Below are 24,274 nucleotides of genomic sequence, written 5' to 3' on the forward strand. Positions count from 1 at the left end.
CTGGCCGGTTTTTTAGATGCGAATCAGAACGAGGCGTTAGCCAGACCGTCCAGGTAGCGCTCGACATCCAGTGCCGCCATGCAGCCGGCACCGGCCGAGGTGATTGCCTGGCGGTAAACGTGGTCAGCCACGTCGCCAGCGGCGAATACGCCCTCGACATTGGTGGCAGTGGCGTTGCCTTCACGGCCACCGTTGACGACCAGGTAGCCGTCCTTGAGGGTCAGCTGGCCTTCGAACAGCGAAGTGTTCGGCGTGTGGCCAATGGCGATGAACACGCCGTCGACCTTGATCTCATCGCTGCTGCCATCGTTGTTTTTCAAGCGCGCACCGGTAACGCCCATGTTGTCGCCCAGCACTTCATCAAGGGTGGCATTGAGCTTGAGCTCGATCTTGCCTTCGGCAACTCGCGCGTTGAGCTTGTCGACCAGGATTTTCTCTGCGCGGAAGGTTTCGCGGCGGTGCACCAGGGTCACTTTGCTGGCGATGTTGGCCAGGTACAGCGCCTCTTCTACGGCGGTGTTACCGCCGCCGACCACAGCCACCGGCTTATTGCGGTAGAAGAAGCCGTCGCAGGTGGCACAGGCCGATACGCCCTTGCCCATGAACGTTTCTTCCGACGGCAGGCCCAGGTAACGAGCGCTGGCGCCGGTGGCGACGATCAGCGCATCGCAGGTGTACTTGCCGCTGTCGCCCTGCAGGGTGAAGGGTTTGTTGGCCAGGTCGACGGCGTTGATGTGATCGAAGACGATCTCGGTCTCGAAGCGCTCGGCGTGTTCCTGCATACGCTGCATCAGCGCCGGCCCGGTCAGGCCGTGGGGGTCGCCCGGCCAGTTGTCGACTTCGGTAGTGGTGGTCAGCTGGCCACCTGCCTGCATGCCGGTGATCAGCAGTGGCTTGAGGTTGGCGCGGGCGGCGTAAACCGCGGCGCTGTAACCGGCAGGGCCGGAACCAAGGATGATGACGCGTGAATGACGTACTTCAGACATGTCGAACTCCTGTCGAGCAGGCCACTGGGGCCGCCAGCTGGAAATTAAAAAGGACCTGCGCAGCACTTGGGGAGGGCTTGAATGCGCAGGCCCTAAAAACGAAAACTTGAGCGCACTGTAGCGAGGTGGCAGAGATTAAGGAAATATCCTTCGACAATCCACCTCATAGGCGTCCTCTATCTGCAAATTCGAGTGCTGAAAAGGGCCCAGACACATTTGTTACAGCCGGTTTCTTCATCAATGCCTGCCTTTCGTCGGCGCCGCAAAATCGGTAAGGTCAGCGCGTTTTCCTTCTTTGCGGAGTGACCCGATGCAAGCCCCTGTCCTGTCCGGCCCCCAGTATCTTCGCGAAGGCCTGAAACTGGTGCTGAGCCCCAACCTGCGGATGTTCGTGCTGCTGCCGCTGGCCATCAACCTGCTGCTGTTCGGTGGCCTGATCTACTTCGCCGGGCACCAATTCAGCCTGTGGCTCGATGCGCTGATGCCGACGCTGCCAAATTGGCTGAGCTTCCTTTCTTACATTCTCTGGCCACTGTTCGTCGCCTTGTTGGTACTGATGGTGTTCTTCACCTTCACTTTGGTGGCCAACGTCATCGCCGCGCCGTTCAACGGCTTTCTCGCCGAAAAGGTCGAAGTGGTGGTACGTGGCAAAGACCCGTTCCCGGCGTTCAGTTGGGGTGAGCTGGTAGCCATGGTGCCGCGCACCTTTGGCCGCGAAATGCGCAAGCTGGCTTACTTTCTGCCGCGGGCGATCGGCTTGTTCATCTTGTCGCTGATCCCGGTGGTCAATGTGGTGGCCGCACCCCTGTGGCTGATCTTCGGCGTATGGATGATGGCCATCCAGTACATCGACTACCCGGCAGACAACAACAAGATGAGCTGGCAGGACATGCTCGCCTGGCTGCGCAGCAAGCGCTGGCAGTCGCTGGGTTTTGGCGGCATCACTTACCTGGCCCTGCTGATACCAGGGGTGAACGTGCTGATGATGCCAGCGGCGGTGGCCGGGGCTACATTGTTCTGGGTGCGTGAGCGGGACTGAGCGCGCACGCCTGGCCCCGACCATCTGACGATGGTTGGACCTGCTCGATAACTGCGGCCATCCCTATGCATCGTCGAGATTTTTTCACAAAGACTGCCGCAGTATTGCTTGCGCTGCGCCTGGGCAGCGGGCATACGGCAACGCTGCCAGTACAGAGCGAGACGCTCCCGCTGTGGCCAGGCGCAGCGCCAGGCGCCGATGGGCCAACCGGTGCCGAGCATTTGTCGGCAAAGGGGGCGTTGGCCAATATTGCAGTGCCTTCACTGCGCGTTTTCAAACCCCAGCGTCCCAATGGGCGGGCTGTGCTGGTGGCAGGCGGCGGTGGCTACAAACGGATCGAGATGGCCAGCGAAGCATGGCCTGCCGCCCAGTGGCTAGTGCGCCTGGGTTACACGGCCTACGTGTTGAGCTACCGGCTGCCTGCCGAGGGCTGGCAGCAGGGCGCGATGGCACCCTTGCAGGACGCGCAACGTGCCTTGCGTATCATTCGTAGCCGAGAACAGCATGTGCAGGTATTAGGCTTCTCAGCGGGTGGGCATCTGCTGGGCATGGCGGCAACGCGCCCCGACTTTCAGTCCTATCCTGCCGTCGACCACCTTGACCATGCGCCTGCTTATGCTGATCGGGCAGCATTGATTTACCCAGTCATTACGCTTGAAGCGCCCTACTCCCACACTTCGACCCACAAGGTACTGGTAGGCGCCCACGCCAGCCAGGCCGAGAATGCCCGATGGTCGGTTGAGCGTTACGTAACAGCGCACACGCCCCCGATGTTTCTGGTGCAGGCCGAGGATGATCCCATAGCCGATCCGCACAACACGCTCATCATGGCGGCGGCCTGCGAGGCCGCTCATGTGCCGGTGCAACGTTATCTTTATGCCAGCGGTGGCCATGGTTTCGGTATGGGTAGGCCGGGCACGCCAACCACGCAGTGGCCCGAGCGGTACCGGCAGTGGCTGATGACCTGAAGGTTGTCGTTACCGGCGGGTTGCCGATCACTGCACCAGGTGACTGGAAAACTGCCCTACCGCATCCACCACCTTCTTCGCACCTTCCTGAATTTCGACGATCACCCCACCGGTATCGGCTGCCAGGGCCAACCCCTGCTCGGCCTGGCGCTTGCTGGTATCGATGATGTCCACCGCCGCCTGGGCCAACTGCTCATTCTGCTGCACAACCCTGGCGATTTCCTCGGTGGCGCTGCTGGTACGAGATGCCAACTGTCGCACTTCATCGGCCACGACGGCGAAACCCCGGCCCTGCTCACCCGCGCGAGCAGCTTCGATGGCGGCATTGAGCGCCAGCAGGTTGGTCTGCCCGGCAATGTCGCTGATGGTCTTGATGATTGCGCCGATCACCTTGGACTGCTTGTCCAACGCCTCGATGCCGTTGGCAGCGTTTTGCATGGAGCCTTCCAGGCCGCGCATAACTTCGACGGTCTGGGTGACCACCTCGGTAGCCTTGCGGGCGCTGCTATCGGTCTCAAGCGAGGTGTTGTAGGCAATGTCGGCGGCGTGCGCCACAGCCTGCTCCTGATTGACCTGGTCGGTGATCACGGTGGCGAACTTGACCACCTTGTACAGCACATCGTGGGCATCGAAGATCGGGTTGTAGGAGGCTTCCAGCCAGACCGTACGCCCGTGGGCGTCAATACGCTTGAAACGATCAGCCACGTATTCGCCGCGGCGCAGCTTATCCCAGAACGCCTGATAATCGGCAGAGTTGGCCTGCGCTGGTTCGCAGAACATCCGGTGATGTTTGCCTCGGACCTGGTCCAGGCTGTAGCCCACCGTTTGCAGAAAGCGATCATTGGCCGTGAGCACTTCACCGTCGAGGTTGAACTCGATGACCGCAGTGGAGCGCATCAGCGCCTTGATCAGGCTTTCATGCTCTCGGGAAGCTTCGATGGTGCGAGTCAGATCACTGGAGTGCATAGTGAAATATCTGAGCCGCCCATCGGTACTTTTCACCGGCTGCAGGATCGAACGTAGCCATGCCTCCTGGCCGTTGCCGCGCAGCAGGCGGAAAGCGCCGTTGAGATGTTCGCCACGGCTGATGGCCTGTTTCATGCGCTGGTAGAAATCCAGCTGTTTCACATGCGCCGGCACGATATCCTCGATGTTGCGGCCAATCAGTTGCTCGGCGCGGTAGAGCATCTCGCTCTCGAAGTTGCCGTTGACCTGCTCGATGCGCCCCTGCGGGTCGAGGTGCAGCACCAGCATTTCACTGTCGAGGCTATTCTTGACCTGCTCGATAGCCTTCAGCTCTTCGCGCAGTTGCTGGATTTCATTCTTGAGCTTGCTGTTGAACATCACCGCTCTCCCGGAGCGCATCTGACCGATTAGGATGCAACTTCATCGGCTGCGCCAGGCTGCCCTTGAGCACTCCAAAAAGAAATATTCTGAGGGCCTCGCCCGCCGACAATCCGGCGTCACATGCGCGTCACACGCCTGTCATTCGAGCGCAATGCAGCGGGCACAGACTTTTGCCATGAATACACGCGCACTACGCATCGCACTGGTCAGCGAAACCTTCCCGCCCGAAATCAACGGCGTGGCCAACACACTCGGCCACCTCAGTGAAGGCTTGCGACAGCGCGGCCACCACGTTCAGATCGTTCGTCCGCGGCAAGCGAACGAGCCATGGACCGGCGATATGCAAAGCCTGTTGCTGTGCCGTGGCTGGGCGCTGCCGGGTTACCCCGGCCTGCAATGGGGTGAAGTGTCGATGCACAAGCTGATCCGCCATTGGCGCAGGCAACGCCCTGACGTGCTTTACATCGCTACAGAAGGGCCATTGGGCCTGAGCGCCCTGCGCGCGGCAAGGCGCCTGGGGGTGGCGGTGGTCAGCGGTTTTCACACCAATTTTGCGCAATATTGCAGCAAGTACGGCCTTGGCCTGCTGGCACGGCTGCTCACACATTACCTACGCTGGTTTCACCGCCGCACCGCTACCACGCTCGTACCCAGCGTGAGCCAGTGCCTGGCCCTGCAACGCCGTGGCTTCGAACGCCTGGCTCTGCTGACCCGTGGGGTGGACGCTGGCCTGTTCAACCCAGCACGCCGTAGCCAGGCGCTACGTGAGCGCTGGGGCCTTGGGAGCGACGACATTGCCGTACTGCACGTTGGGCGCCTGGCTGCGGAGAAGAACCTGGCGCTATTGGGCCCGTGCCTGCAAAAGATGCAAAACGCTCACCCACAACGGCATCTACGGCTTGTGGTGGTCGGCGACGGCCCGCAACGGGCCAGCCTCGAGCAGCAGCTTCCAGGTGCGGTGTTCTGCGGTGCCCAGCGCGGGGAGGCCCTGGCCGAGCATTACGCCAGTGGTGATGTGTTTCTGTTTCCGAGCCTGACCGAAACCTTCGGCAATGTGGTGCTCGAGGCCATGGCCTCGGGCCTGGCAGTCGTCGCCTACGACGAAGCCGCCGCCGCCCAGCATATCCGCCACGGCCACAGTGGCACGCTGGCCATGCCTGGTGACCAAGCGGCGTTCATCGAGGCCGCCTGCTGGCTGCTGGAAGAAGATGAAACGCTGCGCCGAATCCGTCTCAATGCACGCCAGCACGCCAGCCGGCAAGGTTGGCCGGCAGTCGTCGAGCAGTTCGAAGCCCACCTGATGGACGCCTGCCTGTCGTCGCCAGCCGGCGCCCACGTCACGCTGGGGGTCAAGCCAGAGTCGTCAACGCCTCACGGCTGAAGGGCAGCACATCCGCTTCACGGCCTTCTCGCACCTTGAGGGCCCACTCGGCGTCCACCAGCAAGGCACGCCCGACCGCAACCAAGTCGAACTCCTCATCGCCCAGCCGCCGCAGCAGGCCCTCAAGGCTGGCAGGTTTGGCCACTTTATCGGTGTCGACCATGAACTGCAGGAACTCGCCATCGAGCCCCACGCTACCGACGGTGATGGTTGGTTTGCCGGTCAGGGCACGTGTCCACCCGGCCAGGTTCAGCTCGCTGCCTTCGAACTCAGGCTCCCAAAAGCGTCGGGTCGAGCAGTGGAAGATATCCACACCCGCCGCCGACAGCGGCTCGAGAAACGCAGCGAGGGCTTGGGGCGTATCCACCAGGCGAGCACTGTAGTCTTGCTGCTTCCACTGCGAGAAACGGAAGATGATCGGGAAATCTGGCCCGACGGCCGCACGCACGGCCTGAATCAGTTCTATGGCAAAACGCGAGCGGCCAGCCAGGTCGCCACCATAGGCGTCGGTGCGACGGTTGCTGACCTCCCAGAAGAACTGGTCGATCAGATAGCCGTGGGCACCATGAATCTCGACGCCATCCATCCCGATGGCTTTGGCATTGAGAGCCGCTTGGGCGAAAGCGTCGATCACTTCGCGAATATCAGCTTCGCTCATACCCTGCACCAGCACCTGGCCGTCTTTGGTTTTCTCGCTGGGCCCGTAACCGGGCACACTGGCATCCGGCTCGCATCCCAGGCGCCGAACCATGCCCACATGCCATAACTGCGGCACTATACGGCCACCCTCGGCATGCACGGCATCGACCACCTGCTGCCAGCCGGCCAGGGCATCTTCACCATGAAAGCGCGGCACATTCGGGTAGCCGTTGGCTGCCTTGTGGTCCACCGTGGTGCCTTCTGTGATGATCAGGCCAACGTTCGCGGCAGCGCGGCGCCGGTAGTACTCGACCACGCCTGCATGTGGTACTCCACCAGGGCAAAACGTACGGGTCATCGGCGCCATGACGACACGAGTCGGCAGCTCGAGTGCGCCAAGGGTGAAGGGCTGGAACAAAGGATTGCTGGACATGGGGGCGCTTGCGTCTGTGTGAGGAACTACACCAGAGGTTATGGGCCCCGCACAGCCTGGCCAAGCATCATTGATCGGAGTGATTCGCCGGTATCGAGGGCACGAGCGTGCAAGCTGAATCAGCCGCGAACTCGAATGCAGTCAGCCCAGGGCCTTTTCGATAGCCTGGACCACGCAAGGGTCATCCGGGGCAGTGCGTGGAGCGAAGCGCGCCAGCACCCGGCCATCTTTACCCACCAGGAACTTTTCGAAATTCCAGCTGATATCCCCAGGGAATTCAGCACCCTCGCCTGCCAGTAGGCGATACAACGAATGACGCTGCGGCCCATTGACCTCGAGTTTGGCAGCCAGCGGGAAACTCACGCCATAGTTCAGGCTGCAGAACTCCAGAATCTCCTTGTCGCTGCCAGGCTCCTGCCCGGCGAACTGGTTGCACGGCAAACCCAGCACGTTGAAACCTTTGCCTTTGAATTGCTGCTGGAGCTTTTCCAGCGAGGCGTATTGCGGCGTCAAACCACATTTGGAGGCCACATTGACCACCAGCACGACCTGGCCTTTGAACGGTGCCAGGGGCAGGTCCTCGCCGGTCAGCGCTTTCAACGTCAGGTCGTGAAATGCACTCATGATCAATCCCCTCTGAGGTTGCAGGTTGCCGCTGGGGGCGAATTGCGCCCACTAAAAAGGCGCTCTTGCAAGCCGCGCACCTTCCGTTTGGAAGCATGCCGGCTCGTCCGAGCGCCTGGCGACTTTCTGAGCTTAGCGCAGAAAATCAGTGGTGATGGCCACCTTCACCGTGGATGTGGCGGTGAGCGATTTCTTCATCGCTGGCGTCACGCACGTCGACGACCTTGACCTTGAAGTTCAGACGCTGGCCAGCCAGTGGGTGGTTGCCGTCGACAGTAATGTCGTCGCCGTCGATATCGCGGATGGTGACGATCTGCATCTGGCCATCGGGCGCCGAAGCGTGGAACTGCATGCCCACTTCCAGCTGGTCGACGCCTTCGAACAGGCTGCGGTTCAGGGTGCTGACCAGCTCGGCCAGGTATTCGCCGTAGGCGTCTTCTGGCTCGATGGCAACTTCCAGCTCGTCACCGGCTTGCTTGCCTTCCAGGGCCTTCTCCAGGCCAGGGATGATATTGGCGGCACCGTGCAGGTAAACCAGCGGCGCGCCACCGGCGGAGCTGTCGATGGTCTCCCCGGCGTCGTTGGTCAGGGTATAGTCGATGGAGACTGCCTTGTTGGCGGCGATCAGCATGGGGCAAGACCTTTTGCAAAAGAATGTAGAGCGCACAAGTGTAACCAAGGCATCGCTCGATTGCGACCGCAGTGCGGGCGAGCACTGCCCCATCAGTCGGATCACCGGCTGGCACGAGGACCAAGAAGGCCACTGGGTGGTTGAGTTGTCCTGCGGCCACACCCAGCACCTGCGCCACCAGCCACCCTGGCAATCCAGGCCATGGGTGCTCGATGCCGAGCAGCGCGCGCGGCACATCGGCCAGGCGTTCGCCTGTGGCTGGTGCGCACAAGGGCCCGATAGCGCTACCCTTGGCCGTTGATTCCTTGCACCGCTTATTTCGAGAAGCACGCATGCAGACATTTTTCATTGCGCCGACCGACTTTGGGGTCGGCCTGACCTCCATCAGCCTGGGCCTGATCCGCACCCTTGAGCGTGCTGGGCTCAAGGTTGGTTTTTTCAAGCCGATCGCTCAGCCTCACCCTGGCGATACTGGCCCGGAACGTTCCACCGAACTGGTGGCTCGCACCCACGGCATCAAGCCGCCGGTGCCACTGAGCCTGGCCCATGTCGAGCGCATGCTCGGCGATGGCCAGCTGGACGAGCTGCTCGAAGAGATCATCCGCCTTTACCAGCAAGCCTGCGTCGGCAATGACGTGGTGGTGGTCGAAGGGATGGTGCCGACCCGCCACGCCAGCTATGCCGCACGGGTCAACCTGCACCTGGCCAAAAGCCTGGACGCCGAGGTGATTCTGGTTTCCGCCCCGGAAAACGAAGTGCTCAGCGAGCTGTCCGGGCGGGTGGAATTGCAGGCCCAGCTGTTCGGTGGGCCGCGTGACCCCAAAGTGCTGGGGGTGATCCTCAACAAGGTACGCACCGACGAAAGCATGGCCGACTTTGCTACGCGCCTTCGCGAGCACTCGCCGCTGCTGCGCGGCAACGACTTCCGCCTACTGGGCTGCATCCCCTACCAGAGCGAGCTGAACGCCCCGCGTACCCGCGACGTGGCCGAGCTGCTGGGTGCCCAGGTGCTCAATGCCGGGGACTACGAACAGCGGCGGATGAACAAAATCATCATCTGTGCCCGCACCGTGGCCAATACCGTGCCGCTGCTGACCCCGGGCACCTTGGTGGTAACCCCCGGCGATCGCGACGACATCATCCTTGCCGTGAGCCTTGCCGCCATCAACGGTGTGCCGTTGGCCGGCCTGCTGCTGACCAGCGACAGCAAGCCCGATGCACGCATCCTTGGCCTGTGCCGAGGTGCCTTGCAGGCGGGCCTGCCGATCCTGTCGGTGAGCACCGGCTCGTACGACACCGCCAACCTGCTCAACTCGCTGAACCGTGAAATCCCGGTGGATGACCGTGACCGGGCCGAATTCATCACCGACTTCGTCGCCAGCCACCTTGACGCCGCCTGGCTGCACCAGCGCTGCGGCACGCCAAGGGAGCTGCGCCTATCGCCAGCAGTATTTCGCTATCAGTTGATCCAGCGTGCGCAACAGGCCAATAAGCGCATCGTGTTGCCCGAAGGCGCAGAACCGCTGCTGGTTCAGGCGGCAGCCATCTGCCAGGCGCGCGGCATCGCCCGTTGCGTGCTGCTGGCCAAGCCCGAGGCGGTCGAAGCCGTGGCTCGTGCGCAAGGCATTACCTTGCCGCCGGACCTGGAAATACTCGACCCCGAGCTGATTCGCGGGCGCTATGTAGAACCGATGGTGAGCCTGCGCAAGAGCAAGAACCTCAACGCACCGATGGCTGAGCAACAGCTGGAAGACCCGGTGGTGATCGGCACCATGATGCTGGCCCTGGACGAGGTCGATGGCCTGGTCTCGGGCCTGGTGCACTCAACTGCCAACACTATTCGCCCGGCCCTGCAATTGATCAAGACCGCCCCCGGCACCAGCCTGGTGTCGTCGGTGTTCTTCATGCTGTTTCCCGAGCAGGTGTTGGTATACGGCGATTGCGTGATGAACCCCCACCCCAGCGCTAGCGAGCTGGCGGAAATCGCCCGGCAGAGCGCCGAATCGGCGCAGGCATTCGGCATCGCGCCACGGGTAGCGATGATCAGCTATTCGAGCGATTCGGCCAGTGACGAGGAAGTCGAAAAAGTGCGCGAAGCCACGCGCCTGGCGCAGGCCGCAGAACCAGGGCTGACGATTGACGGGCCGCTGCAGTACGACGCTGCTGCCAACCCGCAGGTCGCTCTGCAACTGGCTCCGAACAGCCTGGTAGCGGGCCGTGCGACGGTGTTCGTATTCCCTGACCTCAATACCGGCAATACCACCCACAAGGCGGTGCAGCGCAGCACCGATGGGGTCAGCTTGGGGCCGATGCTACAAGGGCTGCGCAAACCGGTGAATGACCTGCCACGTGGTGCGCAGGTGGATGATATCGTGCACACCATCGCGCTTACTGCCATACAGGCCAGCGTCAGCCGCTGAAACGAAAACGACCTGCAGCCAGTCAGTGAAGCCTATCGGGCTGCGTTGCAGCCCAATAGGCGCGCTCGAAAAATTGACTACTGTGCCCGCAAGAGACGTTTCAAGGGTACTGCTGAACCTGGCCCTGCTGCTGGTCGTATTGCTGACCTGGGATCGGCTTCAGGTTGACCTCGACACGGCGGTTCTGGGCGCGGCCATTGGCGTCGGCATTGCTGGCGATCGGCTGGTCGGGGCCCATGCCGCGTACGGTCACGCGCGAAGCATCAACGCCCTGAGAAGTCAGGTAGGTACTGACGGCCTGCGCACGACGCTGGGACAGGTCCATGTTGTGCTGACGGCTGCCGGTGCTGTCAGTGAAGCCGACCACTTCGATGGTGTTCTGGTTGAACGACTTGAACGAATTCGCGAGGTTGTTCAGCGGGCTGTAGAAGCTTGGGGAAATGTTCGCCGAATCGGTGGCGAAGGTGATGTTGCCCGGCATGATCAGCTTGATCTGATCGCCCTGGCGCTGCACTTCGACGCCCGTGTTGGCCATTTTCGCGCGCAGCTCGGCTTCCTGCTTGTCGGCGTAGTAGCCGTAACCGGCGGCGGCGGCACCGACTGCTGCAGCGCCGATCAGGGCGCCTTTGCCACGGTGGTTGTGGTCGATGGCGGCACCGGCAACGGCCCCAGCCAGCGCACCAAGGCCACCATATTTGGCAGTCTTGCTCATTCCCGCCGACCCGCCTTGAGCCTGGCCTTGATTGTCATAAGGGTTCTGCCCGGCGCAGCCGGTCATCAAGGCTGCAGCGGTTGCGACGATAATCAGGCGACGCATGGTGAACATGGGCAAGCTCCTACAAAAAATTCGTATGTGCGGCAGATCAGAGTTGGATCTATGCCAGCCTTGGATTGCCGGAACAAGCAAAAATTCCATGAAAGGCTTTTCATGCTCAGGCGCGAACGAACGGGTTCTCGCGCATCTCGTCGCCAAGGCGGGTATCCGGGCCGTGGCCAGTCACCACAGTGGCCTCTTCATCCAGACGGTAGAGTCGCTCCTTGATCGACCGCACAATCGCTCGCTGGTCACCACCCCACAAATCGGTACGGCCGATACCCCGGCGGAACAAGGTATCGCCGGCGATCAGCAACTGGGCATCGGCGAACCAGAAACTCATCGAACCCGGGGTGTGCCCCGGGGTATGCAAGGCCACGCCACAACCACAGGCAAGCTCTTCGTCGTCCTCGATCCAGCGGTCTGGCGATGGCACCGGGGTGTAGGGCACACCGAACATCTGGCATTGCATCTGAAGGTTGTCCCACAGCGGCTGGTCCTGCCTGTGCAGGTGCAAGGTGGCGCCGGTCAGTTCCTTGAGCTTGCCCGAAGCCAGGAAATGGTCGAAATGCGCATGGGTATGGATGATGCTGACCAGCGTCAGGCCATAGGCTTGCAAGCGTGCGAGAATCTTGTCCGGATCACCGCCCGGGTCGACCACGATGGCCTTCTTGGTAAGCGGATCACCGATCAATGTGCAATTGCACTGCAAAGGGCCTACGGGGAAGGTTTCGCGAATAAGTGTAGTGGGGGCTGTGTTCATAGGGGCTCCTGACGGCTGCCGGAATGTTAACGCGGGCCGGGCAGGCTGTCTTGGTATGCGGCGCCTGGCAGCGCCTGGCGTCAAGGCAGATACAACCTGAACAACCCGCCCCCAAGCGTCCCTCCGTTGGCAATCTCGATCCGTCCGCGCACACCGCTACGCTCATGCAATGCGGCAATGCGCGCCGCAAAATACAGCCCCAGCCCCGTACTGCCGCTTTGCGAGTCGATGCCTTGCACGTAATCCTGCTGGCGCTCGATCATCTTGGCCGGGTAGCCTGGGCCGTCGTCGTTGACGCTGATGACCAGGTGATCGTCCTGCTCGCCGATGCTGATCAACAGCGCATGCCCTGCATAGCGGGTGGCATTGGTGATGACGTTGGCAATCACCGAAGCGACCAGTTCGCGGTCGAAGAAGCCCAGTGGGTTATCGGTTTCGACCCGCCAGGTCGCGAGGATATCGTTGTGCTGCAGCACTTGCTGATGGGCCGCCAGTTGCGCTTCGATGAAGTCTTCCAGTTCGTGGTAGTCAGGGCACACCGGCAGCTGATTGACCCCTAGCTTGTACAACCCCAGTAACTGCACCAGCATGCCGTTGAGGTGGCGGAATTCATGCTCGATCACGCCCTGCTCGGTGCCGCTGCGCCACGCTTCAGGCAGCCGCGCCAGCCATTGGTCATGTGACTGAATCAGCGCTGATAGCGAGTTTTTCAGGTCGTGTACGGTGGAGGCGATCACCGTGGAAAAATCCAGCCCCTGGTTATCCTGGCTCATGCGCCGAAGACCTTGATGTGCAGTTTGCGGTAGCGGTCATAGCGGCTGTCGGTGCTCGGGATGCCGGCCACCCGGGTCAGGCAGTCGCGGCATTCCTGCATGATCGCCGGCGGTGTCACCTCGCCCCCGATGCGCAGCAGAGCCTGGGCCGTATTGAGCGCGATGCTGATGTTCTTCGGTTGCAGCGACAGGGCCTTGCGGAACATCTGCAAGGCTTCGTTGAGCTGCCCCGCCTGGTAACTGCGCACCCCTTGGCGATTGAGGTCGACCGCTTCGGTGACGGCGCCCAGCACGGTCGGGTCATCCGTCAGCTTGGCGACGTTCTGCATGACCTTCGGGTCATCACCGTAGGTTTCCACGCAGCCTTTGAGGATGCTGCCCCCAGCGGCCTCCTGGCCAAGCGCTTTAAGTTGTTTGGCCACCGTCAGGGCGGCCTCGACGGAGAAGAACTGGTCCATCTTATCCAGCCGCTGCATGGCTTGCTCGGTGAGCTTGGCGGCCGTCTCAGGGTCGCCTGCCTGCTGCAGGCTGGCCGCTTTCATCAAGCGGGCACGCACCTGCAGGCCCTGGTCTTCGACATTGTCCTTGGCCACTTCGCTGAGCACGGTGTTGATCTCCACCCGAGCCCGGGCATCCAGCCCGAAGCCTGCGTTTTTGCTCATCAGCGCCTGAACCAGCCCAAGGTTGCTCTCAGCATCCTTGTAGCGTGAGCTCTGCCCCTGAGTGACGGCGTGCCGGAAGGCCTTGGAGGCGCTTTCGAAATCTTCGTTGTCCAACGCCAACTTGCCAAGCGCAGCCTGCCGCCGCACTGCCAGGGGTGACAAGCGCACTGCTTCTTCGAGCATGGTCTGGGCACGCTTGGTATCACCTTGAGCGACCAGCGCCTCTGCCATGCCATCGTACAACCCAGGCATGATCGGGAAGGCTTTGAGCGCCTGTTCGTAAACCCCTTGGGCCTGGGCATGCTGCCCACGCTTTTGCATCAGGCTGCCCAGTGCCGAATACACCCAAGGCTGAGGGCGGCTGCCAAGGATGGTCTTGAGAAACTTCTCCAACTCATCGAAGCGGTTGAGGTCGCGCAGCGCATCGGCGCGGTAGCGCAAGCACAATGGCGCAAAACGCGGGTCTTTCTTGCACAGCTCGGCACAAGCGGCCAGCACTTCGGCCGGGCGACCACGGTCCAGGGCCTGCAGGATGGGCTTGAGCAGGGTCTTGCGCTGGGTCAGCTTTTCCAGGCGCTGGGCAAGGCCTACGCGGTTGAACGGTTTGGTCAGGTAGGCATCGGGCTCATGCTCCAGGGCGCTGAGCACGATGGCCTGGCTGCTCTCTGCGGTGACCATGATGAAAACGCATTCATGGCTGATCAGTTTGTCCAGGATCAAGTCTTCCAGAACCTGCTGACCATTTTTCTTGCCGTCGCCAAGGTGGAAATCTTGGAGAACGTAGTCGTAGCGCTTCTGCCCGCACATGCGCAGGGCCTGCTCACCACTGTCTGCGGTATCCACATCGCGAACGCCCAGTTCACGCAACATGGAACGGGTCGACGTGCGGAAGTCGGTGTAGTCGTCGACGATCAGAAAGCTTTTTTGCCCGTACTGCAGCATCAACACGACCTGTATTGAGTGGATGGGTGAATGGCGCGGGGCGATGCATACCGCCGAAACCTGTATCGGCAAGCGGGCCGGAAAGATGAGGGCGAGAAATATTGCGCACCAACAAATAATGGCTTTGCGCCACTATGTTATACAGCCGCATCGCCTGAAGCTACTTCAGGCCAGCAAGCCCAATGCCTTAGCCCTTGCCACTGCCTGGGTGCGACGCTCCACTCCAAGCTTGCTATTGATATGACTGGCATGGGTCTTGACCGTGTGCAGTGAGATGAACAGCCGTTCGCTGATCTGCTGGTTCGAACAACCTTGCGCAATCAGTTCGAGCACCGCCAGTTCACGGCCACTCAAGGCTTGGGCAGCAACACTTGCGGCGGGTGTAGGCTCCGGCAGCCGATTCAGCAGCTCAGCCTGAGCCTGGCAAGCCGGCTGCGCCAGCAGTTGTTCACGCAGCCACACCGGGTGCTGCTCGATCAGGCGCTGGAACGGTTGCATCACGCCCCCTCGGGCTGCGCTCAACGCCATGGGTAGCAACTGCGCCGCCTGTGCTTCAGCCCCCTGGCTCAACAGCAGGTCGGCCCACTGTGACAGCGCGTGCAAGCTGAGCATCATGCTGCCGCTGGCCTGCCCGCGCTCGGCCAGGCTACGCAGGCGCGCCACTGCGTCTTCCCGGCGCTGCTGCACACGCTCAAGCAGTGCCTGCTGCAACTGGATGTGCAAAGGCAGCAAGGGGTGAAACTCCGGCGCCGCCGCAGGGTGTTCGCCACCATAGGTCTGGCCCAGACGCAGCAACCAGGACTCGGCCAGGTCGATGCGACCCTGAGCGAGCCATAGTTCGCACTTCACCAGGGTAATCATCGCCAGGTAGAAGATCGCCGGCACATCCCAGATGTGCATCAGCCGCTCCGCCTCGGCCAATTCGGCGAACGCCTCGGCATACTGCCCCTCACGCCCCTCGAGCGAGGCGATCACGCAATGGCCGATAAGCACGCTGATATCGCGGCAGGCACGCGCCTCGCCAAGCCCTGCGCGCAAGCGCGCGCGACCTTGGGTGGGCTGCAGCCGCGCCACCAGCAGGTAACCCTCGTAAAGGGTCAAGCGCGCCCGCACGGCGTAAAGCCGCTGTGCAGGCAGCCCTTGCAGACGTTGCAGCCCCTGGCGCACTTCATCAAGCGCCCGCAGCACTTCACCGCGGGCATGCAGCACGCGGGCACGGTCGTAATGCGCCAGTGCCTCGAACAATGGGTTACCGACCCGCTGTGCCAGTTCAAGCGCTTCGCGGTTCCAGCCACGCGCACGCCAGAAGTCGCCATCGGCAATGGCTAGGTTGGACAATGTCGAGAGGCACACCAGGCGTTGCCCATAGCGCTTACTCGGCAGGCTCTGCAACGCCTCGCCGCAATACGCCAAGGTACGCTCACGGTCACCCCGGCCCCGCGCGATGACTCCGCTCAAGGCCAGCCACTGCGCCAGCATCGACTTCTGCGCGGTAGCCGACGGCGCCGGCAGGAAGCGGCTGAGGTAACTGGCCAACTCCTCGGCCGCATCCAGCTGGCACGCCAGGCCGAGCGCCCAGCTGTACAGCACGATCAAGCGGGGCGTACTGATCAGAAGGCTGTCGGGCAGGTCCATCTTCCAGCGCAGCAGCATGCCCACGTTCTGCTCAGCCAGCAGTTGCTCCTCGGAGAGGTTCTGCACCAGATTGGCGGCAACATCGAGGTGGCCAGCGCGCAAGGCTTGCTCCACGGCCTCGTCGAGCAAGCCTTGGCCCTGGAACCAGCGGCAGGCACGCAGGTGCAGGCGTGCCTGCGGCTCACTTGCCTGGCGGCTGCGCAGCAGGTCGGAGAACAGGTGATGATAGCGGTACCAGAGGCCATGCTCGTCCAGTGGCACCAGAAACACTTGATGTGCCTGCAGATACCCCAGGATCGCCGCGCTGTCTGCGCGCTCGCGCAGCGCGTCGCACAGCGCTGCACAGAAGCGCTCCTGGCAGGCGGTGTCAAACAGAAAAGCCTGTACATCCCCAGGCAGCATTTCGATGACTTCTTCGAGCAGGTAGTCGCGGATCAAACCCTCACCACCGTGCAGGGCCTGAGGCATGAGCTGTTCGTCACCGGCCTCGCTGGCTGCCAATTGCCAGAAGCGCAGCCCCGCTACCCAGCCATCGCTGCGCTGAATCAGGTTATCGAGCGCCTGGCCACCCAGGCCCATGGGATGGTGACCAATCACTGCCAGCGCTTCCTCTGCGGTCAGGCGTAGGTCCTGCTCGCCGAGTTCGGTCAATTGCCGAGACAAGCGTAGCCGCGCCAAGTGCCAGTCCGGGCGCTGACGGCTGGTCACCAGCAGTACGAGGCCTGCCGGCAAATGATTGAGGAAAAATTGCAGGCAGCGGTCCAGTACCGGCCCCTGGGCCAGGTGATAGTCGTCCAGTACCAGAAGCAAAGGCGTATCGGCCTGCAGGTACAACGCCAGTTCATCCAGCAGGCTGTCCAGCCACTCTTCGAAGGCAAAGGGCTGGTGACGCTGACGCATCTTCAGCAACCCCATGGCTTGCCCGCCCAGTGCCGGACAATACTGCTGCAGGCCTTCGAGCAGGCGTTCGAGGAAGCGGCCAGGGTCAGCATCCCGTTGGCTCAGGCCGAGCCAGAGACTGCGCCAGTGGCTGGGCAGTGACTCGCAGAATTCGATGGCCAGGGAGCTTTTGCCAAAACCAGCGGGCGCATTGACCAGCAGCAGCCGACCGCTTAGGCCGCCCTGCAGGCGCTGGCACAGGCGCGCACGCGGCACATGGCCGTCCGGCTGCGGTGGCCGGAAGAAGCGCCCGTCCAGCAGGCCCAGAGCCTGGCTGGCGAATCCATGCGTACGGGACAGATCGGTCATGGCCGGCTCGTTCTATTGGAAAGACTTCGGCGGTACGTGTGCTTGCGAGACTAGCTGGTAATGCAACGCGTTTGAAGATGATGGGCACCATTAGCCAGGTAAAGACTGCGACAAAACGCAACATGGGCGCTGCTCAGGGCCTAGCGGCGGGGCTTTGGCGGGGTATTCATCGGTTTTATGGCAGCACAACAGAAACGCCCCGGCAAGCCGGGGCGTTCTGGGAGGTCACAGTGTTTCGGATCGTCAGCTCAACGGATACCCGACTGACGCAGGGCTGCGGGCTGGAAATCGGCCTTGCTGGCACTGAAGCCGAAGTCATAGGCACGCTTTTCTTCGTTCTTCATGCCCAGGGCCAGGTAACGGCCCGATTGCAGATCGTAGATGGCTTCGAGGGTGTACCACGGCACCTGCACGTTGTAGTACGGCTGAGCATGGGCCTCCGACACACGCCACAACTGACCGCGGCCGTCGTACTGGTCGATAACCGCTGCTTGCCAGGTATCCTCGTCGATGTAGAAGTCACGCTTGGCATAAATGTGCCGCTGGCCAGGCTTGAGGGTTGCGACCACGTGCCATACACGGCGCAGTTCGTAACGGGCCAGATCCTGGTTGATGTGCCCGGGCTTGAGGATGTCGGCGTACTTGAGCTTGGGGTCATCCAGCTTGAAGGCGTTGGAGGCGATGTACATCTCCTTCTTGCCCTCCAGCTTCCAGTCGTAGCGGTCAGGTGCGCCGTTGTACATGTCCAGGTTGTCGGAGGTGCGCAGGCCATCGGCCGCGGTGCCCGGGCCGTCGTAGGAGACCTGCGGGGCCTGACGTACGCGGCGCTGGCCGGCGTTGTAGATCCAGGCCTTGCGGGGCTCCTTGACCTGGTCGAGGGTCTCGTGCACCAGCAGCACAGTACCGGCCAGGCGTGCCGGGGCGGTCACTTCCTGCTTGAAGTAGAACAGAATGTTGCCTGGGTTGTTGGGGTCGTAGTCCTTCATCTTGTCGCGGAAGACGAACTGGTCGGCGAAGTACACCAGGCTGTACGAGCCATTCTGCTGCGGGGTGGCCTGGGTCACCAGGCGGCTGACACTACCGCCACGGTAGCGGGTGATATGGTTCCAGATAACTTCCAGGCCGCTTTTCGGGATCGGGAAGGGTACGGCAGTCTGGAAGTTGTTCAGACCGTTACCGCCTTCGACCAGCGTGGTGGTGGTGGCGTTCTTCTTGATGGCGGCGAACACATCGTCAGGCACCGTGGAACCGCGATGGGTCTTGAACACCGGGATCTTGTAGGTGTCCGGATAACGCTTGAGCATGGCCAACTGGCCCGGCGAGAGCTGATCCTTGTACTGCTCAGCGTTTTGCGCGGTGATGGTGAACAGCGGTTTTTCACTGCCATAGGGGTCAGACAGGAAACCTTTGCTGTCCACAGTGCCTGCGCTCTTGGACAGTGGCTCCCATGGCCCGATCGAGCCGTTGGCGTTTCCGGCTTTTTCGGCGCCCATTGGGGTAAGGGTACTGCCCAGCTTTGCTGCTTCGTCGGCCGATACCGCAGCCATGACGCTGGTCGCCAGCAGGGACAGGCCCAGCACACCGGCTTGCAACAGACTTCTGGTCTTGTTCATCTCGTGTCGTCCTGGATCAGTATGCTTAGAAGTTCACGCCGAAGCTGAGAGCGACGAAGTCGCGGTCATCCACAGTGCTGTACTTGCCGTCGAAGAAATTGGTGTACGACAGGCTGGCGGTGTACGTGTTCTGGTATTCGGCGTCCAGGCCAAGGCTGATGGCCTTGCGCCCTTCCTCGAAGTTGCCCCCAGGGCCCGGGGAATAACCGGACACGTCATGGGACCAGGCTACGTTCGGTTTCAGGTTGACCCCTGCAAACACGTCGTTGTAGTCCCAGATTACGCGGGCGCGATAACCCCAGGAGGTGCTGGTGGTATAGCCGTCGTTCTCGCACTTGCGGTTGAGGTTGGTGGTCGAGGCACCGGCACCGGCGCCAGCGATGGTGCTGGTATTGAGTGCCTGGCACGTATTAGCGCCACCGGTAGCCGGCAATGGACCAGGGCCGAAAACTGGGTCGCGGCCGTAGCGTGTGTCGTGGGCGTTTTCCAGGCCCCCTACGTGGGTCACACCCACTTCACCCACCACGGTCATACGGCTTGCGCCCATCACCTGGTCGAAGAAGTGCGTCAGGGTAGTCTGGAACTGCGTGATTTCCTTGCGACGATAGCCGTGCAGGTCTTGCCCTGGAGTGCCGGTGAGCAACGAAGCGTTGCTCAGTGCGCCACCGATGGGGCGTACCCCTGCAAACAGAATATCGGTGGTGTTCAGCTGTACCGGTGCGTTCGGCCTGTAACTGATTTCGCCGCTCCAGGCAGTACCCGTGGGCAGCGTGGTGGAGAAGCTCAAACCGTACAGGCGTATATCTTCGGGGTATTCGACGAAGTATTTGGAATTGCCTGCAACGATCAGTGGTGCCAACGCACGCAGTTGCGCCGGCAACTGACTCAAGCCAGCAAAGACCGACGGCGAAGCGCCCGTTGCGCTGAAAATCGGTGCGCGACTGTGATAGTTCATGAAGTAGGCGCCGAACTCGGTATCGAGCGGCTCGAACATGTAACGCATGGCCACGCCGAATTGGCCGCTGTCGCGCGCATCGCGGTCGGCGCCACGGGCCACCATCACACCTTCCTGATTGATGTTGACGCCGCGGGTTGCCAGAAACTGCCGCGCCGCAGCCGGTACCGTGCGGCTGCTGTTGAGCACACGCAGGTTATCGGTGCAACCGTCGGCGATGATGTCCGGCTGGGAGAAGAAGGTGCCGCAGTTGTCGACGACGGTCTGGTCCCACTCCAATTGATAGAAGGCCTCGGCCGACAGGTTGTCGGTCAGGCTCTGTGAGATGTAGAACATGTTGACCGGGATCAGGCCTTCCTTGATCTCGGCGCCGGGGCGACGGAATGCAGCCACGTCGATGGGGTTGATCGAGTTGATGCCACCGCCGATGAAGGTGCTTTCACCCCAACTCACTACCTGCTTGCCGAAGCGTACCGAACCCGGCTGATCAGCGATCGAGTAGTTGTGGTAAACGAAGGCATCGAGCAACTGGGCACCGGAGGACTTGGCGCCTTCCTTACGGCCCGCATCACTGATGTCTTTGAACTCGCGGCCTTCGTCCTTGAGCTCGAAGTCGTACCAGTATTTGCCGCGCACGAACACGCCGGTATCGCCGTATTTGAGCTCAAGGTCATGGATGCCTTTGAAGATCTTCGAGAAGGTCTCGCCTTTCTTGAAGTTCAGGTGGCCATCGTCGGAGGTCTGCGACAGGCCCTTGCCGCCGTTGTTGACCCCGATCAGGTTCTTGTTGGGGTTGGCGGTGGACCAGCTGGCGCCAACGGAGAGCGACGAGTCGAACTGACCTTCGATTTCACCGATGTTGAAACTGACAGCGAAAGCAGGACTTGCGAGCGTTGAAGCAAGGCTGACGGCCAAAGGCAGCTTGGCCCGGCGCCAGAACGGATATGCAGATTTCATCGACGCTACTCCATGTACTTTATTGTTATGGCAGTGAGTCCCTTCAGAAACGGCCCGTGCGACCGGTGTGCGGGCTTGCCCCCGTGACGAGGTGCCTTGCGCACGCCGCCCCCCATTTCTGAAAATTCCCTGACCCCGACTATAGCCAGCAGGCACCCGTGCTTGATCCCTCTAAAGTGTGATTTGCGCAGGTTGCCCATTGGCCACGCTCAAGCATGGCCGATTTTTCTCGTTTGGCAAGGCTACAGCCCGTCTAGCATGCGGGTCGCGTTCCGGCGCGCACGACCCGCCTGTTGCTCACACGGTTGACAGAAAGGCGCTGTTACTGGCCTGCCACTGGACGATGTCTTGGCGGATACGCTTTTTGTCCAGCTTACCGACACTGGTCTTGGGAATTTCAGTAACAACGGCGATCTGGCTTGGAATCGCCCACTTGTTGATATGCCCTTGCTCGACAAAAGGTTTGAGATGCTCCTTGAGCGCCTTGGCATCGATGGCCTGGCCCTCGCGCACCACCAAGAGGGCGAACGGACGCTCCCCCCACTGCGGGTCGGCCACCCCGACCACCGCCACTTCCTGCACCGCCGGGTGACGGCTGATCAGGTCTTCCAGATCAAGCGAGGAGATCCACTCGCCACCCGTCTTGATCACGTCCTTGATACGGTCGCGGATGTCGATATAGCCCATGCTGTCGAGGGTGGCGACGTCGCCGGTGTGCAGCCAGCCGCCCTGCCACAGTTCCTCGCTCTTTTCCGGCTCTTTGAAATAACCCAAGGTCAACCAAGGTGCACGCAGCACCAGCTCGCCTTGCGTTTCGCCATCGGCTGGGAGGAAGTTGCCTTCGCAATCGACTATCGCCGCCTCCACCAAGGGCACCGGGACACCCGCCTTGATGCGGTAGGTCACCCGCTCATCATCGCTGCCGGCCTGCAGCTCGTCGTTCAGGTGCGCGGCTGAAATCAGCGGGCAGGTTTCCGACATGCCATAAGCCGCCGTCAGTTGAATACCCCGGGCCAGCGCTGCCTCGTAAAGTGCTCGGTTAAGTGCGCTGCCGCCGATGATGATCTTCCAGCCACCAAAATGCTCGCCCTGAGCGGACGGGCAGTTGAGCAGCATCTGCAAAATGGTCGGCACACAGTGCGAGAAGGTGACCTTCTCTTCGCGCCATAGCTTGACTAGCATTTGCGGCTCGTAACGGCCGGGGTAGACCTGCTTCATGCCCAGCATGGTGGCGGCATAGGGGATGCCCCAGGCGTGCACGTGGAACATCGGTGTAATGGGCATGTACACGTCGTCACTGCCAAGCAGGCGCACACTGTCGATGCTGCCGGTCACTGCGGCTTCGGCCAGGGTATGCAGCACCAGCTGACGGTGGGTGAAATACACACCTTTGGGGTTGCCGGTGGTACCGGTGGTGTAGAAGGTGGTCGCGACCGAGTTTTCGTCGAAATCAGGGAAGTCGTAGTGCGGGCTGGCGGCGGCGAGCAGTTGCTCGTATTCACCGACCAGATTCGGCAAGTCGGCGGTGGTGCCTGGGGCATCGGTGAGCAGCACGGTCTTGTCGACCGTCGTCAGTTGCCCGGCGATAGCCTGATAAAGGCCCACGAAATCACTGTTGACCAGCACGAAGCGGTCTTCGGCGTGGTTCATGGTGTAGAGGATCTGCTCGGGCGACAGGCGCACGTTGATGGTGTGCACCACCGCGCCGATCATGGGGATGGCGAACATGCACTCCAGGTATCGGTGGCTGTCCCAATCCATTACTGCCACGGTGTCACCCGCCTTCACCCCTGCTTCGGTCAGTACGTTGGCAAGGCGGGCGATACGCTCATTGAGCTGCAGGTATGTCAGGCGCAGTTGGTCGCGGTAGACGATTTCGCGAGTCTTTTCATAGCGGCTGCCGGACATGAGCAGGCGCTTGATCAACAGCGGGTAGTCATAGGCGCCCTCGGCGGGCTTGATGATGCGGGTCTGCAACATGGTAATCCCTTTTCTGGAAAGCAGGCCGAACAACTCTGGCGTTACTGTAGTGGCTGAGTGTGACGGTCAAATCAGCCGAAGGAATGATTTGGCTGCGCCGGGTATGAGTGGCATTGTGCGGATTGATGGATAAACCCGCCCTGTCACCGGAGCCCTCATTGATGTCAAGCTTGCGCCGCGCCGTGTTTCTCGACCACCGATCCCTGGACCTTGGCGACCTTGATTTGTCGCCCCTGAGTGATCAGTTCGACGAATTCCACCTGCATGCCACCACTGCACCGGAGCAGGTCGCCGAACGCTTGCAGGGCGCGGTTGCCGTGGTCAGTAACAAGGTGATGCTCGATGCTGCCACGCTGGCCGCCAACCCCCAGCTCAAGCTGATTCTGGTGGCAGCCACCGGCACCAACAATGTTGACCTGGCAGCAGCCCGCAGCCACGGCGTTACAGTGTGCAACTGCCAAGGGTATGGCACACCTTCGGTGGCCCAGCACACCCTGGCTTTGCTACTGGCCCTGGCCACACGCCTTTGCGACTACAACCAGGCCGTTGCCGATGGTCAGTGGGCAAAGGCCAGCCAGTTCTGCCTGCTGGACTACCCCATCGTCGAACTGCACGGCAAGACCCTCGGCGTGCTCGGCCACGGTGAACTCGGTGGCGCAGTGGCACGCTTGGCCGAAGCCTTCGGCATGCGCGTACTGAGTGGCCAGATCCCTGGCCGCCCAGCCCGCGAAGACCGCTTGGCACTGGACGAATTGCTGCCACAGGTCGATGCGCTGACCCTGCACTGCCCACTCAACGAACACACCCGCCACATGATCGGCCCCCGGGAACTGGGGTTGCTGAAAAAAGGCGCGCTGGTGGTCAACACTGCCCGTGGCGGCCTGATCGACGAACACGCCCTGGCGGACGCCTTGCGCAGCGGCCACCTGGGCGGCGCCGCCACCGATGTGCTGAGCGTCGAGCCGCCCGTCAACGGCAACCCACTGTTGGAGAAGGGTATCCCGCGCCTGCTGATCACCCCGCACAGCGCCTGGGGCGCGGTGGAGTCACGTCAGCGCATCGTCGGCCAGCTCGGTGAAAACGCCAAAGCGTTCTTCGAAGGCCAGCCGCGCCGCGTGGTGAGCTGAGGCCAGCGCCAGGCTCTGCTACACTGCGCCACTTTTTCAGGAGGCGTCGTCCATGGACCCGCGCAGTGAAGTGTTGCTCCGCCAGGCAGAGCTGTTCCAGGGCCCGTTGTTGCTCGCTGGCGCCCCCGCCGATGGTTTGCTCGGGCAACTGCCAAACGCACAGGCCTGGACCTGGCACGCTGGCGATCAGGCCATGCTTGACAGCCGCTTCAGCGAGCGCAGCCACTACGGCGTCGAGGTACCTCCGGTGGCCTTCGAGGCGGCGGTGCTGTTCCTGCCCAAGTCCCGCGAACTGGCCGCCTACCTGCTCAACGCACTGGCCTCGCGCCTGGCAGGC

The 24,274-nt window shown here is 61.8% G+C and carries 19 protein-coding genes and 1 pseudogene; 7 read left to right on the forward strand and 13 right to left on the reverse strand.

The window, feature by feature from the left end; translation table 11 throughout:
* Window positions 1-23 precede the first annotated feature (23 nt).
* Window positions 24-986 carry a thioredoxin-disulfide reductase gene (gene trxB / locus J5M56_RS22400; protein ID WP_059396049.1) on the reverse strand — a complete coding sequence of 321 codons (963 nt, stop codon included), beginning with the start codon at window positions 984-986 and terminating at the stop codon, window positions 24-26.
* Between the two features lie 310 nt (window positions 987-1,296).
* Here trxB and cysZ point away from each other — a divergent pair, with 310 nt between their 5' ends.
* Both cysZ and J5M56_RS22410 read left to right on the forward strand, forming a co-directional pair.
* A complete protein-coding gene (gene cysZ, locus J5M56_RS22405) occupies window positions 1,297-2,025 on the forward strand; it encodes a sulfate transporter CysZ (protein WP_207937833.1) in 729 nt (242 codons plus the stop codon).
* A 65-nt stretch (window positions 2,026-2,090) separates the two neighbouring features.
* Complete coding sequence (locus J5M56_RS22410; protein WP_207937834.1) at window positions 2,091-2,993, forward strand: alpha/beta hydrolase; 903 nt, start codon at window positions 2,091-2,093, stop codon at window positions 2,991-2,993.
* Window positions 2,994-3,020: 27 nt separating this feature from the next.
* Here J5M56_RS22410 and J5M56_RS22415 read toward each other — a convergent pair whose 3' ends face one another.
* Entirely contained in the window at window positions 3,021-4,337 is a 1,317-nt protein-coding gene (locus tag J5M56_RS22415) for a PAS domain-containing methyl-accepting chemotaxis protein (protein WP_186478292.1), read from the reverse strand.
* A 178-nt stretch (window positions 4,338-4,515) separates the two neighbouring features.
* Between J5M56_RS22415 and J5M56_RS22420 the strand changes: the two genes are divergently transcribed.
* On the forward strand, window positions 4,516-5,721 hold the full coding sequence (locus J5M56_RS22420; RefSeq protein WP_186478291.1) for a glycosyltransferase family 1 protein: 1,206 nt from the start codon (window positions 4,516-4,518) through the stop codon (window positions 5,719-5,721).
* Here the strand turns inward: J5M56_RS22420 and J5M56_RS22425 are convergent.
* The 3 genes from J5M56_RS22425 to J5M56_RS22435 all read right to left on the reverse strand — a co-directional run bounded on the left by J5M56_RS22425 (window position 5,690) and on the right by J5M56_RS22435 (window position 8,048).
* A complete protein-coding gene (locus J5M56_RS22425) occupies window positions 5,690-6,793 on the reverse strand; it encodes an NADH:flavin oxidoreductase (protein WP_207937835.1) in 1,104 nt (367 codons plus the stop codon). The genes J5M56_RS22420 and J5M56_RS22425 overlap by 32 nt on opposite strands.
* 141 nt (window positions 6,794-6,934) lie before the next feature.
* Window positions 6,935-7,417: a glutathione peroxidase gene (locus J5M56_RS22430; RefSeq protein ID WP_060477578.1), complete on the reverse strand. Its 483-nt coding sequence runs from the start codon at window positions 7,415-7,417 to the stop codon at window positions 6,935-6,937.
* Between the two features lie 145 nt (window positions 7,418-7,562).
* On the reverse strand, window positions 7,563-8,048 hold the full coding sequence (locus tag J5M56_RS22435; protein WP_060477603.1) for a peptidylprolyl isomerase: 486 nt from the start codon (window positions 8,046-8,048) through the stop codon (window positions 7,563-7,565).
* Here J5M56_RS22435 and J5M56_RS22440 point away from each other — a divergent pair.
* Window positions 8,047-8,349: a DUF3565 domain-containing protein gene (locus J5M56_RS22440; RefSeq protein WP_186478319.1), complete on the forward strand. Its 303-nt coding sequence runs from the start codon at window positions 8,047-8,049 to the stop codon at window positions 8,347-8,349. The two genes, J5M56_RS22435 and J5M56_RS22440, sit on opposite strands and share 2 nt — an antisense overlap.
* Window positions 8,350-8,380: 31 nt before the next feature.
* Complete coding sequence (gene pta, locus J5M56_RS22445) at window positions 8,381-10,468, forward strand: phosphate acetyltransferase (RefSeq protein WP_186478289.1); 2,088 nt, start codon at window positions 8,381-8,383, stop codon at window positions 10,466-10,468.
* 100 nt (window positions 10,469-10,568) lie between these two features.
* On the opposite strand, the gene J5M56_RS22450 is transcribed toward pta, so the two are convergent.
* From J5M56_RS22450 to J5M56_RS22485, 8 genes are all read right to left on the reverse strand, one after another.
* Window positions 10,569-11,294, reverse strand: coding sequence for an OmpA family protein (locus J5M56_RS22450; RefSeq protein ID WP_060477575.1), 726 nt, complete (start codon window positions 11,292-11,294; stop codon window positions 10,569-10,571).
* A 106-nt stretch (window positions 11,295-11,400) separates the two neighbouring features.
* Window positions 11,401-12,045 (reverse strand): MBL fold metallo-hydrolase, encoded by a 645-nt coding sequence (locus J5M56_RS22455; protein ID WP_207937836.1) that lies wholly within the window; start codon window positions 12,043-12,045, stop codon window positions 11,401-11,403.
* 80 nt (window positions 12,046-12,125) lie between these two features.
* On the reverse strand, window positions 12,126-12,818 hold the full coding sequence (locus J5M56_RS22460; protein WP_060477573.1) for a HAMP domain-containing sensor histidine kinase: 693 nt from the start codon (window positions 12,816-12,818) through the stop codon (window positions 12,126-12,128).
* Complete coding sequence (locus J5M56_RS22465; protein WP_060477572.1) at window positions 12,815-14,422, reverse strand: tetratricopeptide repeat-containing response regulator; 1,608 nt, start codon at window positions 14,420-14,422, stop codon at window positions 12,815-12,817. The genes J5M56_RS22460 and J5M56_RS22465 overlap by 4 nt, the downstream gene beginning before the upstream one ends.
* A gap of 165 nt (window positions 14,423-14,587) precedes the next feature.
* Window positions 14,588-17,305: a LuxR C-terminal-related transcriptional regulator gene (locus tag J5M56_RS22470; RefSeq protein ID WP_186478287.1), complete on the reverse strand. Its 2,718-nt coding sequence runs from the start codon at window positions 17,303-17,305 to the stop codon at window positions 14,588-14,590.
* Between the two features lie 248 nt (window positions 17,306-17,553).
* Window positions 17,554-18,918 (reverse strand): DUF1329 domain-containing protein, encoded by a 1,365-nt coding sequence (locus J5M56_RS22475; protein ID WP_060477570.1) that lies wholly within the window; start codon window positions 18,916-18,918, stop codon window positions 17,554-17,556.
* A 25-nt stretch (window positions 18,919-18,943) separates the two neighbouring features.
* Entirely contained in the window at window positions 18,944-20,830 is a 1,887-nt protein-coding gene (locus J5M56_RS22480) for a DUF1302 domain-containing protein (protein ID WP_186478285.1), read from the reverse strand.
* A gap of 297 nt (window positions 20,831-21,127) precedes the next feature.
* A complete protein-coding gene (locus tag J5M56_RS22485; RefSeq protein ID WP_207937837.1) occupies window positions 21,128-22,810 on the reverse strand; it encodes a fatty acid--CoA ligase in 1,683 nt (560 codons plus the stop codon).
* A 161-nt stretch (window positions 22,811-22,971) separates the two neighbouring features.
* Here J5M56_RS22485 and J5M56_RS22490 point away from each other — a divergent pair, with 161 nt between their 5' ends.
* Both J5M56_RS22490 and J5M56_RS22495 read left to right on the forward strand, forming a co-directional pair.
* Window positions 22,972-23,937, forward strand: coding sequence for a 2-hydroxyacid dehydrogenase (locus J5M56_RS22490; protein ID WP_207937838.1), 966 nt, complete (start codon window positions 22,972-22,974; stop codon window positions 23,935-23,937).
* Window positions 23,938-23,989: 52 nt separating this feature from the next.
* Window positions 23,990-24,274: pseudogene (locus tag J5M56_RS22495) on the forward strand (16S rRNA methyltransferase); the annotation flags it as partial.

The organism is Pseudomonas sp. 51_B (assembly GCF_017491595.1).
Lineage (GTDB): Bacteria > Pseudomonadota > Gammaproteobacteria > Pseudomonadales > Pseudomonadaceae > Aquipseudomonas > Aquipseudomonas promysalinigenes.

What these genes read in the sequence shown, in the direction of transcription:
- J5M56_RS22410 (WP_207937834.1), top strand. Translation starts at nt 2,091, where the DNA reads ATGCATCGTCGAGATTTTTTCACAAAGACTGCCGCAGTATTGCTTGCG.
- J5M56_RS22420 (WP_186478291.1), top strand. Translation starts at nt 4,516, where the DNA reads ATGAATACACGCGCACTACGCATCGCACTGGTCAGCGAAACCTTCCCG.
- J5M56_RS22425 (WP_207937835.1), bottom strand. Translation starts at nt 6,793, where the DNA reads ATGTCCAGCAATCCTTTGTTCCAGCCCTTCACCCTTGGCGCACTCGAG.
- J5M56_RS22455 (WP_207937836.1), bottom strand. Translation starts at nt 12,045, where the DNA reads ATGAACACAGCCCCCACTACACTTATTCGCGAAACCTTCCCCGTAGGC.
- J5M56_RS22440 (WP_186478319.1), top strand. Translation starts at nt 8,047, where the DNA reads ATGGGGCAAGACCTTTTGCAAAAGAATGTAGAGCGCACAAGTGTAACC.
- J5M56_RS22465 (WP_060477572.1), bottom strand. Translation starts at nt 14,422, where the DNA reads ATGCTGCAGTACGGGCAAAAAAGCTTTCTGATCGTCGACGACTACACC.
- trxB (WP_059396049.1), bottom strand. Translation starts at nt 986, where the DNA reads ATGTCTGAAGTACGTCATTCACGCGTCATCATCCTTGGTTCCGGCCCT.
- J5M56_RS22480 (WP_186478285.1), bottom strand. Translation starts at nt 20,830, where the DNA reads ATGAAATCTGCATATCCGTTCTGGCGCCGGGCCAAGCTGCCTTTGGCC.
- J5M56_RS22460 (WP_060477573.1), bottom strand. Translation starts at nt 12,818, where the DNA reads ATGAGCCAGGATAACCAGGGGCTGGATTTTTCCACGGTGATCGCCTCC.
- J5M56_RS22435 (WP_060477603.1), bottom strand. Translation starts at nt 8,048, where the DNA reads ATGCTGATCGCCGCCAACAAGGCAGTCTCCATCGACTATACCCTGACC.
- cysZ (WP_207937833.1), top strand. Translation starts at nt 1,297, where the DNA reads ATGCAAGCCCCTGTCCTGTCCGGCCCCCAGTATCTTCGCGAAGGCCTG.
- J5M56_RS22490 (WP_207937838.1), top strand. Translation starts at nt 22,972, where the DNA reads ATGTCAAGCTTGCGCCGCGCCGTGTTTCTCGACCACCGATCCCTGGAC.
- J5M56_RS22430 (WP_060477578.1), bottom strand. Translation starts at nt 7,417, where the DNA reads ATGAGTGCATTTCACGACCTGACGTTGAAAGCGCTGACCGGCGAGGAC.
- J5M56_RS22470 (WP_186478287.1), bottom strand. Translation starts at nt 17,305, where the DNA reads ATGACCGATCTGTCCCGTACGCATGGATTCGCCAGCCAGGCTCTGGGC.
- J5M56_RS22415 (WP_186478292.1), bottom strand. Translation starts at nt 4,337, where the DNA reads ATGTTCAACAGCAAGCTCAAGAATGAAATCCAGCAACTGCGCGAAGAG.
- J5M56_RS22485 (WP_207937837.1), bottom strand. Translation starts at nt 22,810, where the DNA reads ATGTTGCAGACCCGCATCATCAAGCCCGCCGAGGGCGCCTATGACTAC.
- J5M56_RS22450 (WP_060477575.1), bottom strand. Translation starts at nt 11,294, where the DNA reads ATGTTCACCATGCGTCGCCTGATTATCGTCGCAACCGCTGCAGCCTTG.
- J5M56_RS22475 (WP_060477570.1), bottom strand. Translation starts at nt 18,918, where the DNA reads ATGAACAAGACCAGAAGTCTGTTGCAAGCCGGTGTGCTGGGCCTGTCC.
- pta (WP_186478289.1), top strand. Translation starts at nt 8,381, where the DNA reads ATGCAGACATTTTTCATTGCGCCGACCGACTTTGGGGTCGGCCTGACC.